12 protein-coding genes and 1 pseudogene are annotated in these 12,755 nt (G+C 61.1%); 7 read left to right on the top strand and 6 right to left on the bottom strand.

All coding sequences use genetic code 11. The features are described 5' to 3' along the window. The first annotated feature begins 231 nt into the window (after positions 1 to 231). Both KVG91_RS22680 and KVG91_RS22675 read left to right on the top strand, forming a co-directional pair. A complete protein-coding gene (locus KVG91_RS22680; RefSeq protein WP_169376310.1) occupies positions 232 to 1,542 on the top strand; it encodes an MFS transporter in 1,311 nt (436 codons plus the stop codon). Positions 1,543 to 1,601: 59 nt separating this feature from the next. Next, positions 1,602 to 2,747: a MalY/PatB family protein gene (locus KVG91_RS22675; RefSeq protein WP_169376309.1), complete on the top strand. Its 1,146-nt coding sequence runs from the start codon at positions 1,602 to 1,604 to the stop codon at positions 2,745 to 2,747. Between the two features lie 59 nt (positions 2,748 to 2,806). Here the strand turns inward: KVG91_RS22675 and KVG91_RS22670 are convergent, their stop codons facing one another. Further along, a complete protein-coding gene (locus tag KVG91_RS22670; RefSeq protein ID WP_076952332.1) occupies positions 2,807 to 3,022 on the bottom strand; it encodes a TOBE domain-containing protein in 216 nt (71 codons plus the stop codon). 141 nt (positions 3,023 to 3,163) lie between these two features. Here KVG91_RS22670 and KVG91_RS22665 point away from each other — a divergent pair. Beyond that, positions 3,164 to 3,292, top strand: a pseudogene (locus tag KVG91_RS22665) (ABC transporter ATP-binding protein); the annotation flags it as partial. 249 nt (positions 3,293 to 3,541) lie between these two features. Here the strand turns inward: KVG91_RS22665 and KVG91_RS22660 are convergent. The 5 genes from KVG91_RS22660 to KVG91_RS22640 form a co-directional block, all read right to left on the bottom strand. Then, positions 3,542 to 4,450, bottom strand: a complete 909-nt coding sequence (locus KVG91_RS22660; protein ID WP_169376256.1) for a FecR domain-containing protein — start codon at positions 4,448 to 4,450, stop codon at positions 3,542 to 3,544. After that, on the bottom strand, positions 4,447 to 4,965 hold the full coding sequence (locus tag KVG91_RS22655) for a sigma-70 family RNA polymerase sigma factor (RefSeq protein WP_169376255.1): 519 nt from the start codon (positions 4,963 to 4,965) through the stop codon (positions 4,447 to 4,449). The genes KVG91_RS22660 and KVG91_RS22655 overlap by 4 nt, the downstream gene beginning before the upstream one ends. 291 nt (positions 4,966 to 5,256) lie before the next feature. Next, a complete protein-coding gene (locus tag KVG91_RS22650) occupies positions 5,257 to 6,702 on the bottom strand; it encodes a mechanosensitive ion channel domain-containing protein (RefSeq protein WP_169376254.1) in 1,446 nt (481 codons plus the stop codon). Positions 6,703 to 6,868: 166 nt separating this feature from the next. Then, positions 6,869 to 7,735: a pirin family protein gene (locus tag KVG91_RS22645; protein WP_169376253.1), complete on the bottom strand. Its 867-nt coding sequence runs from the start codon at positions 7,733 to 7,735 to the stop codon at positions 6,869 to 6,871. Between the two features lie 115 nt (positions 7,736 to 7,850). After that, positions 7,851 to 8,480 carry a DNA-3-methyladenine glycosylase I gene (locus KVG91_RS22640; RefSeq protein ID WP_169376252.1) on the bottom strand — a complete coding sequence of 210 codons (630 nt, stop codon included), beginning with the start codon at positions 8,478 to 8,480 and terminating at the stop codon, positions 7,851 to 7,853. A 217-nt stretch (positions 8,481 to 8,697) separates the two neighbouring features. Between KVG91_RS22640 and KVG91_RS22635 the strand changes: the two genes are divergently transcribed. The 4 genes from KVG91_RS22635 (at position 8,698) to KVG91_RS22620 (ending at position 12,721) form a co-directional block, all read left to right on the top strand. Then, positions 8,698 to 10,023 (top strand): C4-dicarboxylate transporter DctA, encoded by a 1,326-nt coding sequence (locus KVG91_RS22635; RefSeq protein WP_217894966.1) that lies wholly within the window; start codon positions 8,698 to 8,700, stop codon positions 10,021 to 10,023. 153 nt (positions 10,024 to 10,176) lie between these two features. Then, positions 10,177 to 10,878 (top strand): FadR/GntR family transcriptional regulator, encoded by a 702-nt coding sequence (locus KVG91_RS22630; protein WP_169376250.1) that lies wholly within the window; start codon positions 10,177 to 10,179, stop codon positions 10,876 to 10,878. A gap of 16 nt (positions 10,879 to 10,894) precedes the next feature. Beyond that, positions 10,895 to 11,593, top strand: a complete 699-nt coding sequence (locus tag KVG91_RS22625; RefSeq protein ID WP_169376249.1) for a GntR family transcriptional regulator — start codon at positions 10,895 to 10,897, stop codon at positions 11,591 to 11,593. A gap of 84 nt (positions 11,594 to 11,677) precedes the next feature. Beyond that, entirely contained in the window at positions 11,678 to 12,721 is a 1,044-nt protein-coding gene (locus KVG91_RS22620) for a hypothetical protein (protein WP_169376248.1), read from the top strand. Positions 12,722 to 12,755: the final 34 nt, after the last annotated feature.

The raw sequence follows: 12,755 nt of genomic DNA, 5'->3' as shown, positions 1-12,755 counted from the left end.
GAATGCAATCGGATGTGGGAGCGGGCTTGCTCGCGAAAGCGGTATATCAGGTGTCCTCTCTGTGGCTGACACATCGCTTTCGCGAGCAAGCCCGCTCCCACACTTGATCACCTCCAGCAGGACGATCTCAGTCTTCTGACACTGCCTTTGGACGTCGCTTCTACAGCACGCCGAAGTGCTGGAACAAAGCGGCAGCATAAAAACCATAAGTCACCGCCAGGAGACACCCCGATGCCCATTGCGAATGCAGCGCCCGCGACCACCGTCGCCGATCCGGTCAACACGCTTTACCACAAGATCACCTGGAAGCTGATTCCCTTCCTGTGCTTCTGCTACCTGGCCGCGTACCTGGACCGGATCAACATCGGTTTCGCCAAATTGCAGATGCTCGATCAGTTGCAGTTCAGCGAAACCGCGTTCGGCCTCGGTGCCGGGCTGTTTTTCGTCGGCTACATCATCTTTGAAGTGCCGAGCAACCTGGTGCTGGAACGAGTCGGCGCAAAAATCTGGATCGCGCGCATCATGATCACCTGGGGCCTGCTGTCGGCCTGCACCATGCTGGTCACTTCCACCACCCAGTTCTACATCCTGCGGTTTTTGCTCGGCGCCGCTGAAGCGGGCTTTCTGCCGGGCGTCCTGTACTATCTGACCACCTGGTTCCCCACCCACCGACGCGGACGCATCATTGCGCTGTTCATGATCGGCCTGCCGCTGTCCAGCGTGATCGGCGGCCCGCTGTCCGGCTGGATCATGGGCCACTTCGACCATGTGGGCGGCCTGCGGGGCTGGCAGTGGCTGTTCCTGATTGAAGCGGTGCCCAGCGTGTTGCTCGGCGTGCTGACCTTCTGGGCGCTGCCCAACACCTACCAGCAAGCCAAATGGCTCTCGGACGATGAAAAAGCCCTGCTGCAAAGCGAACTGCGCAAGGATGATGCCGACGGCGCGGGCAGCAAGCACAGCTTTCGCGACGGGTTTTTCAACCTCAAGGTGTGGATGCTGGGCGGCATCGACTTCTCGATCCTGCTCAGTGCCTACGCGATGGGCTTCTGGATGCCGACTTTCATCCGCAACGCAGGGGTCACCGACACCTTTCATATCGGCGTGCTTACGGCGCTGCCGAGCGTCGCCGCGCTGCTGGGCATGCTGCTGATCGGCGCCAGCTCCGACAAACACCGCGAGCGCCGCTGGCACATCATCGTGCCGTTTTTCATTGGCGCGGCGGCGATGGCCGCCAGTACGTTCTTTACCCACAACGTGGCGGCCACTGTGGCGCTGTTCGCGATTGCCTCGGCAGCGATCATTGGCGCCGTGCCGGTGTTCTTCAGCCTGCCGGCGACCTTTCTCAAAGGCACCGCCGCCGCCACGGGTTTTGCCCTGGCGTGCTCGGTAGCGAACATCGCAGGCTTGGTCAGCAACTCGTTGATGGGGGTGGCGATCGACGTCACCGGCAGCAGCGCGGGCGCCTTGTGGTTTTTTGCCGGCTGCCTGATCCTCAGCAGCTTCCTGGTGATTGCCCTGCCGGCGAAACTGGTGAACCGCTGACATGAATGGCGCTAGAATCAGCGCCATTCCTCGACTGCCTCCCTTGATACGAGCCCCCCATGAGCTTTGATTTCGACACGATCCACTCGCGCTTCGGCACCGGCAGCACCAAGTGGAACCGCTACCCGCAGGACGTCTTGCCCATGTGGATCGCGGACATGGACATCGCCGCGCCACCCGCCGTGCTCCAGGCCTTGCATGCACGCCTCGACCAGCAGGTCCTCGGCTATAGCGTCGCCGGCGCGGATGTGCGTGAGGCGATTGTCGCTGACCTGTGGGCCAAGTACGCCTGGCGTGTGCAGCCCGATGAGCTGCTGTTCCTGCCGGGCGTCGAGCCGGGTTTCAATATGGCGCTGCACGCGTTTGTACAGCCGGGCCAACCGGTGGTGCTGCAGACGCCCAACTACCGGCCGATCCGCCTGGCGCCGGGAAACTGGAACCTGCCGCGCATTGAAGTACCGTTCCAGTTGAGCAACGGCGAATACCTCACGCCGCTGCCGGCCCTGCGCCAGGCGCTGGCTGGCGCGGGCGCGCTGCTGTTGAGCAACCCGCACAATCCCATCGGCAAGGTCTTCCCCCGCGAAGAACTGCTGGCGGTGGCCAATGCCTGCCTGGAAAACGGCGCGCTGATCATCTCCGATGAAATCCACGCCGAGCTGTGCTTCGACGGTCGCCGCCACATCCCCACGGCCAGCCTCAGCGATGAAATCGCCCAGCGCACCATCACCCTGATGTCGGCGAGCAAGGCCTATAACGTGGCCGGCTTGAAGACCTGCTTTGCGGTGGTGCAGAACGCCGAGGTCCGCGAGCGCTTCAACGCGGCCCGTTGCGGCATGGTCGACAGCGTCAGCCCCCTGGGCCTGGAAGCCACCCGTGCGGCGTACAGCGAATGCGGCGAATGGCTCGATGCGTTGAAGGCGTACCTGCAAGCCAACCGCGACTACCTGTTCGATGCCGTGCAAAACCGCCTGCCCGGCGTGGTGACGCATGCACCGCAAGGCACCTACCTGGCCTGGTTGGATTGCAGCGCCCTGGAGCTCGCCGATCCGCAGCAGTTCTTTTTGGAACAGGCCAAGGTCGGGTTGAGCGCCGGTATCGAGTTCGGCGATGACAGCCAGCAGTTCGTGCGCCTGAACTTCGGCTGCCCGCGGGCGATGCTTGAAGAAGGCTTGCAACGCATGGAGCGCGCGCTGCGTCAGGCTTGATGACGGCCTGACAGTTGCACCTATCAATGTGGGAGCTGGCTCCCACAGTTAGAGGGTATTCACAGCTTGGCGATGGATACTTCGGTCGACTTCACAAAAGCAATCACTTCACTGCCGATTTTCAATTCCAAGTCACGCACCGAGCGGGTGGTGATCACAGACGTAACGATACCGGACGCGGTTTGCACGTCGATTTCCGACACCACTTCCCCCAGCAGGATCTCCTTGATCACGCCCTTGAACTGGTTGCGCACGTTGATCGCTTTAATGGTCATGTCGGCTTTCCTCTTGGCTGTTGGGTCAATCCGCACGAATGCGCAGGCGTTCAACATGCGCTATCGAGGACAGCGTTAAAAGGAATATATAACTCTTTATTTATATTATTTAGATATATGCAAGCTATTGCTACACCCATCGACCGGCCCAGCAGTATTCGCCAGGAACTCGCCGTGGGTGTGCCGCACCCCAGGGATAGGCGGGATCCGGTGCTGGCGCAGCTCAAGGCACTGGCGCTGACCGAGCTGCAACGTGCCCACGTGATCTGAAAGCACAATACTTTTTTCAAACCAAGGCAGGATCATTGTGGGAGCGGGCAAGCCCGCGAATGCAGTGTGTAGTGAGCGGGCTTGCCCCGCGCTGGGCTGCAAAGCGGCCCCAATAAAGACACCGCCGACCTCCAGGTAGAACCGAGTCGCCTGGTCTGGGGCGGCTTCGCCACCCAGCGCGGGGCAAGCCCGCTCACTACAGGCCGCATTCGCGAGCAAGCCCGCTCCCACATTTTGATCTTGGGCACCTCAGGAAAGTGTGACCCAATACCGGGTACGCGCTTGTACACGGAACCCCAGGCTTGAGGCCAGCAAGTCGAGAATGCGATCGGTGTCGTCCAAGCGAAAACTACCGGTAACCCGCAGGGCCTCCAGGCTGGGCTCCCAGCGGAGCACGCCCGGCCGATAGCGTTGCAGCTCCCGCAGGAAATCCCCCAGCGGTTGGTTCTGCGCGGTCAGCACGCCGTCGCGCCAGCCCAGTTGCAGCACGTCGAACGGTACCCAGGCCCCTAGCCCGCCAGTTTTCAACCGCGCTTGCTGACCTCCTTGCAAGGTCGCCGTTTGCCCGCCCAGATCGCGCACCTGCACCGTGCCCTTGAGCACAGACACCCGACAACCCGCGGCCAGTTGCCGTACACACACCTCAGCCTGGCTGACCTTCAACTCGCCGTAGCGGGTTTGCACAGTCATCGGCGCTGCACCAGGCACATCAAGCGCCAACTCACCGTCCACCAACGTGATGCGCCGCTGCGCCAAGTCCACGTCCACCGCCGTCGCGGTATTGAGTTGCAGGCTGCCACCGTCGGCCAGTGCCACGCGTTTGCGCTCGCCGGTCGAGGTATGCAGGTCGGCGCGCCATGCTTCGATGGGCAATTGACGGCTGATCAGCCAGGCGGTCGGCACCAATGCCGCGAGACCCAAGGCACGCTTGAGCACGGCGCGGCGCCCCGGTTGCGGGCGGTCGAGGCTGGCCATCGCCAGGGCTTGGGGCAAGTCACTGAAACGTTGGCGCAAGGTCTGGGCTTTCTGCCAGGTCTGTTCGTGTTGCGGGTGGCTGTCACGCCAGTGTTGCAGCGCTGCATGATCACGCTCGGTCGCCGCGCCGGATTCGAGCAGCGCCAGCCACTGGGCGGCGGCGCGGGCGACGTCACGGCTCACAGGTCCACCAGCAGGCAATGCTCGTAGGCTTGGGCCATATAGCGTTTGACCGTGCGTTCGGACACCTCCAGGCGTTCGGCGATCTGCCGATAGCCCAGGCCCTCCAGTTGGCTCCAGAGAAACGCGCGACGGACCAGCACCGGCAAGCCATCGAGCAGTTCATCCAGGGCTTGCAGGGTTTCCAGCACCAGCCAGCGTTGTTCGGGCGACGGTACACAGGCGTCCGGCAGGTTTGCCAAGGCATTCAGGTAGGCCTGTTCGAGGCTGCGCCGCTGATGGAAATTCACCAGCAGGCGCTTGCCTACCGTCACCAGGTACGCCCGCGGCTCCTGCATCTGCGTAATCGGCTGCGCGCTGGCGAGTACACGCAGGAACGTGTCCTGGCTCAGGTCGGCGGCATCCCAGGCATTGCCCAGGCGCCGGCGCAGCCAGCTTTCGAGCCAGCTGCGATGGTCGCGGTACAGACTCGACAACGTCAGTTCGGGGACGTGGGTCGGAACAACAGCATCATTCATGGCAAGCGACCTGCGCGGCGCGATTGGGTCTCAAATGAGATTCATTCTATTTAATATAGCGCCGGCACACCATGATCTTTTCAACGTTGTGTTTAGAGTATCGCAGCCGTCCGCCGCAACAAGTCAATAAACCAGCCCACTTCTGGGATAACGCCCTGCCCGAACGCGAGCTTTGCAGGCGCTGAACACACAAGACGTTTTCAGCGCTGCGCCGGGGTCGATGATGCGATGCTCATTCAGCCAGCAACCGCTCCTTACTTTGGGTACATGCCCAATTCAGCCTTAGCGTGCTCACACGCCACGCTTGCGTAGCCACTGCAGGAAACCCTTCTTCACCGGCACCACCGGCGTTTCCTCGGTCAGGGCCTGCGCGGCGTGCAGGCGGAAATCCAGCAGGGTTTTCATCGCATCGCCGATGTCGTGGCGCGCATCCAGGCACGGCGTCAGGTACTCCTTTTCGATGCGGTACAAGGTGCAGAAGGTCTTGGCGCAAAAGTCGGCCAGCGCGGCCTGGTCGGTCAGGATGCCCGCCTCGCCAATGACCTCGCCCGGCCCCATGCGCCCGGCCTCGAATTTATGCCCGCCCTTGGTCAGCATCACCGAGACCACGCCAGACTCCACGATGAACAAATGATCGCTGACCTCTCCGGCCGGCAAAATCATCTCGCCGGCACGGTAGGTGTGCAGGGTCATGTTCTGGCTGAACGTGTCTTTTTCCTCCTGGCGCAAGGTGGAAAAAATCGTCGAATTATCCAACAGCGCCCGCGCCCGTGATGTTTGCGCCGGAGTAGCGCTTTCGGCGGCCGACAACAGACTCACGCCCGCCGCCTGCAGGTGCCGGAAGGCCAGGTCATACAGCTGGTTACGGACTTCGCGCTTGAGCGGCATGGCCGGAACGAACCCGCTGATCTCGTATTCGACACCGCCACTGGCGGAGGTCTTGAACGCCACGCTCGGCGCGGGCTTGCTCAGCAGCGGCCGGCAACCTTGCATGGCCCGCTCCAGCGCCTCGATCACCGTTTGCGGACGCGCATGGGGGCTGACTTGCACGCTCACCGCCAAGCCGAACATATCCGCCGGCCGCGAGAAATTGATGATCTTGGCCTTGGCCGCCAGCGAATTGGGGATCACCGCCATGCTGCCCTGGGAGGTTTGCAGGCGCGTGGCGCGCCAGTCGATATCGGTCACCCGGCCTTCGGTGCCGTCGATGGAAATCCAGTCATCCAGCTGATAGGGCTTGGTGGTGTTGAGCACGATCCCGGAAAACACATCGCTCAAGGTGCTCTGCAACGCCAGGCCGACGATGATCGCCACGGCGCCGGACGTCGCGAGCACGCCCTTGACCGGCAGGTCGAGCACATAAGCCATGGCGGCAATGATCGCAATCAGGAAGATCACCGCCCCCATCAGGTCTTGCAGCAAGCGCCCGGTATGCCCGACCCGCTGCATCATCAGCGCACCCAGCAACACCGTCAGCGTACGCGCCGCAAACAGCCACCAGCCAATCTGCAAGGCGGTCGCCGCCAGGTGCAGCGCCGTGTCGTCCGCATAGGGCGCAAGCTGCATGGGGTTCATGCCGTCGTTGAACAGCACGGCGCTGAACACGGCAAAAATCACCAACCGCGCCGCCAGCTTCCAGTTGGCGAGGTCGGCGGAAATAAGGCGCCACACGGCAATGTCGATAAAAATCAGCGCCAGGGCGCACAGCATCGGGTGATCAGCGATAAATGAGGGCATCCAGGCGACTCCAGGGCGAATGACGGGAAGATCGCATGAAACGGGAACGCTGGAAACAAAATGTGGGAGCTGGCTTGCCTGCGATGCGCACGCCTCGGTGGATCAGTCACACCGCGCTGATGCTATCGCAGGCAAGCCAGCTCCCACTGGGTTTTGCACCGAACCGTCAACCGTGCATTTGCCCGAATTTACCGGCATGAAAGTCGGCAAACGCCTGATGAATCTCCTCCTCGGTATTCATCACAAACGGCCCGTGACCGACGACAGGCTCGTCGATAGGTTCACCGCTCAATAGCAACACCTTGGCATCTTCGTTGGGCGCCAGGGTCAGTTGGGTGCCGTCGCGCTCGAACAAAGCCAGTTGCCCCTGGCGTGCGACCTCCTCACCGTTGACCAGCACTGTTCCCCTCAGGATCACCAGGGCGGTGTTGCGTCCCGGGTGCAGGTCGAGGGTCACCGATTGGCCGGCATTGAGGCGCATGTCCCATACGTCAATGGGAGTAAACGTACGGGCCGGCCCGCGGGTACCGGCGAACTCGCCGGCGATCAGGCGCAGGTGCCCGGCGTCGTTGGGCAACGGCAACACCGGGATATCGCGGTCGACGAGGGTCTGGTAGCCCGCCTCGGCCATTTTGTCCTTGGCCGGCAGGTTGACCCACAGTTGCACCATTTCCATGACCCCGCCGCTACGGGCGAAGGCTTCGGAGTGGAATTCCTCATGGAGGATGCCTTTGGCGGCGGTCATCCATTGCACGTCGCCAGGGCCGATTTTGCCGCCGGCGCCGGTGGAGTCGCGGTGTTCGACTTCACCGTCGTAGACGATGGTCACGGTTTCAAAGCCGCGATGGGGGTGCTGGCCGACACCGCGACGTTGCTCGGTCGGGGTGAAATCTACGGGGCCGGCGTGGTCCAGCAACAGGAATGGGCTGATGTGCTTGCCCATCGAGTCGTAGGAAAACAGCGTGCGTACCGGGAAACCGTCGCCGACCCAGTGGGCGCGAGGGCTGGTGTAGATGCCGATGATTTTTTTCATGGTGTACCTCCAAAGTGCATACACCTTAAGATTGTCAGCGGCTGAGTACTAGAAGGGAAAAACAGCCCTCTTCGTTCTACGTATAGAACGTGATCGCGAACGACTCAGGAATGGTTCAGGGTCGTGTGAACTGACACCGCAAGTCTTCAATGTGCGGCCGACACGCGCAGCCTTCCAGGTGATCATTGACCATCCCCACCGCCTGCATCAGCGCATACATCGTGGTCGGACCCACGAACGTCCAGCCGCGCTTCTTCAGCGCCTTGGATAAACGCACCGACGCCGGCGATGTGGGGTTTTGCGTCCAGTAAGCCAGGTCCACTACAGTTGGGCGTTCATCATCACCGGGCTCGAAGGCCCACAGCCAGCGCGCCAGCGAACCCGTCTCCTCCACCAGCTCACAGGCCCTGCGTGCGTTATTGAGGGTCGACACGATCTTTGCCCGATTGCGCACGATGCCTGGGTCCTGCATCAACCGCTCGATGTCCGCCTCGTCGTACTGCGCCACCCGGTGAAAATCAAACCCATCAAAAGCCGCGCGGAACTGCTCACGCTTGCGCAAAATGGTGATCCAGGCCATGCCCGCCTGGAAGCCCTCCAGGCAGATCTTCTCGTACAGCGCGATATCACCCGCCACCGGCACGCCCCACTCATGATCGTGGTAGCGCGGATATTCCGGCGCGGCCGTGCGCCAGGTGCAGTGGGTTCGCCCGGTTTCGTCGGTAGTCAGTCCTGATTCTTCCATCCATCACCTCATGAGCCGAGCGATGGATGATAAGCGAAAATTTTTCCACCCCGCCAACCGCTCAAGCACCGCCCTCGCCAAGCAACTGGTCAGACCGGGATCCGTCAACCGGAAAATAATGAGTTGTTATTTCAAAAATACCTGGCCTAGACTGGCCACGCACTGGACTTACCGGTATGACCACAACAATTAAGCCCTGGAACCACCAGGGCACCGAATAGAGATCCCTCCCATGCTCAGATGGTGCTCGCGTTCGATTTTCCTGCAAGTCGTGATTGGCCTGATGCTCGGCGTCATTTGCGGCCTGGCCCTTCCCGAATTCTCTTCGCAACTCAAACCCCTGGGTGACGGCTTTATCAAGCTGATCAAGATGCTGATCGGCCTGATCGTGTTCTGCGTGGTGGTCAGCGGCATCTCCGGCGCCGGCGACTTGAAGAAAGTCGGACGCATCGGCCTCAAGTCGGTGATCTACTTTGAAATACTCACCACCATCGCCCTGGTGATCGGCCTGGTGATGGCCTTCAGCACCGGCATCGGCACCGGCGCCAATATTCATCTGGAGCAACTGTCGTCTGCGGGCCTCAATGAACTGGCCGACAAGGGCCAGCACATCAAGGGCACCAGCCAGTTCCTGATGGACCTGATCCCCAACTCGGTGATCGGTGCCTTTGCCGACAACAACGTGCTGCAAGTGCTGCTGTTCTCAGTGCTGTTCGGCAGTGCGTTGAACCTGGTGGGCGAAGCGGCCTCGGGCATCACGCGGCTGATCAATGAACTGAGCCACGTGATTTTCCGCATCATGGGCATGATCGTGCGCCTGGCGCCCATCGGCGTGTTCGGCGCGATCGCCTTCACCACCAGCACCTACGGGCTGGACTCCCTGCAACACTTGGGCAGCCTGGTGGGCTTGTTCTACCTGACCTGCTTCGCGTTCGTCGGCCTGATCCTCGGCCTGGTGATGCGCGTGTCGGGCCTGCGCATGTTGCCGCTGCTCAAGTACCTGCGTGAAGAGCTGCTGATCGTGATGGGTACCGCCTCTTCCGACGCCGTGCTGCCGCAGGTCATGCGTAAACTCGAGCACCTGGGAATTGGCAGCTCCACCGTCGGCCTGGTGATTCCGACCGGGTATTCGTTCAACCTCGACGGTTTCTCGATCTACCTGACCCTGGCCATCGTCTTTATCGCCAACGCCACCGGCACGCCGCTGTCGATGACCGACCTGATGACCATTCTGCTGGTGTCGTTGATTACCTCCAAGGGCGCCCACGGCATACCCGGTTCGGCGCTGGTGATCCTGGCGGCGACACTCACCGCCATCCCGGCGATTCCGGTGGTGGGCCTGGTGCTGGTGCTGGCGGTGGATTGGTTCATGGGCATCGGTCGCGCCTTGACCAACCTGATCGGCAACTGCGTCGCCACCGTGGCCATTGCGCGCTGGGAGAAAGACATCGATATCCAGCGCGCCAACAAGGTGTTGGATGGCCAGCAAGGTTACGCCTTCCAGGCCAAGAAACCGGTGTTGCCGGCGCATCAGGAGTTCTAACCCGCTTTCAAGGACGACATCGTTCAAATGTGGGAGCTGGCTTGCCTGCGATAGGGGTGGGTCAGCCGACACAACTGTGCCTGATACACCGCTATCGCAGGCAAGCCAGCTCCCACACTGGGTTTTGTGTTCGCAACAGAAGGAGACATCGACGTGATCAGCACCTCAACCGTCGTCAATTCAGTGGTAGAAAAGCTGCGCGCCGCCCTCGCGCGGGGCCAGTGGCGCCGGGGCGAAATGCTCCCCGGCCAGCGTGAACTGGCCGAACAGCTGGGCATCAGCCGCCCCAGCCTGCGCGAAGCGGTGATCGTGCTGGAAACCCTCGGCCTGGTGCGCTCCATGCCCGGCAAAGGCGTGGTGGTACTTGAAACCAGCATCAGCGGGCCGCCATCGAGCGACGCAGTAGCGCACGCCAGCCTGGAAGATATCCTGCAACTGCGCTACACCCTCGAACCCTTCATCGTCGGCCTGGTGGCCCAGTCCATCAGCAGCAAGGAAGTCGGCCAACTGCGCCTGACGCTGATGGACATGCGCGAAGCCCTCGACGCAGGCGACGCCGAAGCCGGCATGAATGCCTACATCGGTTTTCACGAAGAACTGTTTGCCCTCACGTCCAACCCGATCTTCCAGAACGTGGTGCAGCAGACCAGCAATGCCCTCAAGCAAAGCGCCCAGATGCTGCGCAACTCGCCGGAACATCTGGCCGAACGCCTGCAGGAAAACGAAGCCGTGGTGCGCGCCATCCGCAACAAGAACAGCGCCCTGGCCAGTGCCGAAATGCGCCGGCATATCCTCCAGGAAGGCCTGCGCATGGGCATTGCCCTGAACATCCCGGACGACCATCTGGGCAGCTGATTTTTGGAGATTGGCCATGACCGCTCATGCACTGCAACGCGACCCGATCTTCCCTGCCCTGCGCCTGATCGCCGGTAAAAAGCCTTCAGTGGACGATATCTACCCACGCCTGTTCGACGCCATTCTGGAACAACGCATCGCCCCGGCCAGTCGTTTTACCGAAGAGAGCCTGGGCGAAACCTTTGGCGTGAGCCGCAGCGTGATCCGCCGCGTTCTGGCAAAGCTGTCGCACCAGCAGGTGGTCATCCTGCGCCCCAACCAACGCGCTCAGGTGGCTGCGCCGGATGCCCAGCAAACCCGGCAGATCCTCGAAGCACGACGCCTGACCGAGATCACCGTGGTGCAATTGGCCTGTGCCCAGGCAACGCCCCAGCAGGTGCGCCAACTGCGCGACGTGATCGCCCGCGAGCGTGAGTGTATTGAGCGCGACCAACGCGGGCCGGCGATCCGTTTATCCGGGGAGTTTCATCTGCAACTGGCGCAGATGGCCGGCAACGCGCCGTTGGCGCAGTTCCTCAACAGCCTGGTGCCGCTGACCTCGCTGATCATTGCTCAGTATGAGGCGCAAGCCTGCACGTACTGCGCGTGGCAGGAGCATGTGGCGATTGTCGAGGCGATTGAACAGCGCGATGTGGGTGCGGCGGTAAGCCTGATGACCCGGCATCTTGATCACCTGGAAGCGAAGCTGTTGCCAGGCAACAGGGCTGACCTTTGATGTCGTAGTTATGTAGCGCCAGCGATCTCATGCATTGCCACATTCTGTACTCGCACGACTTGAGTGCGTTTATAGGAATCAATCATGAGCAAGGATTCAAAGGTAATACCTGAGTTGTTCGAACTGCTTTCCCTGATGAACGAGAACCGGCAATCGCTGGCTCCGCAAGTGCAGACCTCATTGGATGCGCTGAACAATGCGGCATCGGAAACTGGAGCAAATCTATTTGTACTCAATAGATTTGAAGAAGCGGAGCACTACCTGAGCATAGGGGCCGCAGCAGGATCCGGTTGGTCCGCGTTCGCCATGGCCACCTGCAGTGCCCAACGTGACGGCATCTGGTACACGCCTGACGGCAGGTTGGCCTCCCGCGCAAGCGACGATACAAAAAGATGGCTCAAGCTCGCGGCAGATCGCAACTACATTCCTGCACTCATACAGTTGGGCGATACCGAATCCATAGAAAAGGCTAAAGACCTGCTCAATCAAGGCGTCGTAGAGCCTTCGTTGGCCGGTTACTACATGTACCTCATCACTGACGATGTAATGTACCTTCAGCAGGCCGCCACCGAAGGCTCGGGCTCGGGCCTGGCCAAGTTCAAACTCGCCCAGCTCTACCAACGAGCCCCTGGAATCATCGAGAACGCAGCGCTACGCACAGCGAGAATCGAAGAACTCTTGCAAGAGTCCGCCGACGCCGGTCTGCCATTGGCTTTGTACGCGCGGGTGTTTTCTGCTGATTCGACTGCCAGCGTCCGCGAAAAACAGGAACGCCTTGCTAAATTGGCGTGGGTGGGACAGGTAGACGCAATGCTGGAATATGGCTACGCACTCGCCAATATGCCCCGCAGTCGACAACTCTCACCTGGCCAATACGAGGACGGACACCAGATACCGCACACCTATGGCCTGGCAAGGGACCTCGGTGTCGCTCACGCCCTGTTGAAATTTGTACTCAAAAACACCCCTCAGGCCTCGACCCTGGCGGCGGACGTCCACTTCATCCAAACGCGCATGACGGACACGGATCGGGAAAGGTCGGATGCGACCGATCGCCAGCTTGCCGAAAAACAAGTCGGTCCGTTCTATCGCCTCGAAGAATTGATCATTCCAGGCACCGCCAATTGACCGTTCAATCATTTAGCCGTTGATTTGGCCACCG

The organism is Pseudomonas azadiae, assembly GCF_019145355.1.
GTDB lineage: Bacteria > Pseudomonadota > Gammaproteobacteria > Pseudomonadales > Pseudomonadaceae > Aquipseudomonas > Aquipseudomonas azadiae.
Note: the sequence above shows the minus strand (reverse complement) of the source record. Positions and strands in the feature narration are given on the sequence as shown.

Excerpts from the sequence above, each read along its gene's own strand:
- KVG91_RS22680 (WP_169376310.1), top strand. The coding sequence starts at position 232 with ATGCCCATTGCGAATGCAGCGCCCGCGACCACCGTCGCCGATCCGGTC.
- KVG91_RS22675 (WP_169376309.1), top strand. The coding sequence starts at position 1,602 with ATGAGCTTTGATTTCGACACGATCCACTCGCGCTTCGGCACCGGCAGC.
- KVG91_RS22670 (WP_076952332.1), bottom strand. The coding sequence starts at position 3,022 with ATGACCATTAAAGCGATCAACGTGCGCAACCAGTTCAAGGGCGTGATC.
- KVG91_RS22655 (WP_169376255.1), bottom strand. The coding sequence starts at position 4,965 with ATGAATGATGCTGTTGTTCCGACCCACGTCCCCGAACTGACGTTGTCG.
- KVG91_RS22650 (WP_169376254.1), bottom strand. The coding sequence starts at position 6,702 with ATGCCCTCATTTATCGCTGATCACCCGATGCTGTGCGCCCTGGCGCTG.
- KVG91_RS22645 (WP_169376253.1), bottom strand. The coding sequence starts at position 7,735 with ATGAAAAAAATCATCGGCATCTACACCAGCCCTCGCGCCCACTGGGTC.
- KVG91_RS22640 (WP_169376252.1), bottom strand. The coding sequence starts at position 8,480 with ATGGAAGAATCAGGACTGACTACCGACGAAACCGGGCGAACCCACTGC.
- KVG91_RS22625 (WP_169376249.1), top strand. The coding sequence starts at position 10,895 with ATGACCGCTCATGCACTGCAACGCGACCCGATCTTCCCTGCCCTGCGC.
- KVG91_RS22620 (WP_169376248.1), top strand. The coding sequence starts at position 11,678 with ATGAGCAAGGATTCAAAGGTAATACCTGAGTTGTTCGAACTGCTTTCC.